The sequence below is a fragment of the Mesorhizobium sp. M2E.F.Ca.ET.209.01.1.1 genome (assembly GCF_004010375.2).
Classification (GTDB): domain Bacteria; phylum Pseudomonadota; class Alphaproteobacteria; order Rhizobiales; family Rhizobiaceae; genus Mesorhizobium.
Window position 1 is genome coordinate 1 of sequence record NZ_SADP02000109.1, and the last position, 542, is coordinate 542.

Genomic DNA, 542 nt, shown 5'->3' on the forward strand with positions numbered 1-542 from the left:
TCCTGCCCAGTTCGCGCGGTCAGGTAGCGCGCGGCCTCGACGAAGGGTTCGCTGAGATCGACGCCGGTCACCTCGCAGCCATAGGTCGCCGCCAGGAAGCGGGCGGGACCGCCGACACCCGATCCAACGTCGAGCACCGACATGTCGGCCGTGACGACGGCCAGATTAGCGAGCTCGGCCGTCGCAGCCAGCCCGCGCGTGTGGAATTGGTCGAGCGTGGCCAATTGCTCAGGCTTCAGCCGCTCTTCCTCGGGTCCAAAGACCGCTAGTGCGGCCTTCAATCGGTCGGTCAATCCTGTTGCGCGGTAGTGATCTCGCACGCGATCGAGTTCATCGGTCATTGTCACTTCCCTTTGGTGTTCAAGGCCCGCCCAAGAGATATGGCGGCTTTCTGCGGGCGACTATCCGCGATAATGTCGACGGGTCATGAAGCAGAACTTCACAGTCAGGCATGGCGCGCTCGACGGCATCGAGGCCTTCTTGAGCGTCGCCAAGCATCGCAATTTCCGCAAGGCGGCGGCCGAGCTTGCCGTCACGCCGTC

2 protein-coding genes are annotated in these 542 nt (G+C 63.7%); one reads left to right on the forward strand and one right to left on the reverse strand.

Translation table 11 applies throughout. From position 1 onward, the window contains the following. On the reverse strand, positions 1 to 341 hold a 341-nt coding region (locus EN852_RS34820), incomplete at its 3' end, for a methyltransferase domain-containing protein (protein WP_135879595.1). Between the two features lie 85 nt (positions 342 to 426). Between EN852_RS34820 and EN852_RS42745 the strand changes: the two genes are divergently transcribed. Then, the coding region (locus EN852_RS42745; protein ID WP_135879596.1) for a LysR family transcriptional regulator at positions 427 to 542 on the forward strand (116 nt) is incomplete at its 3' end.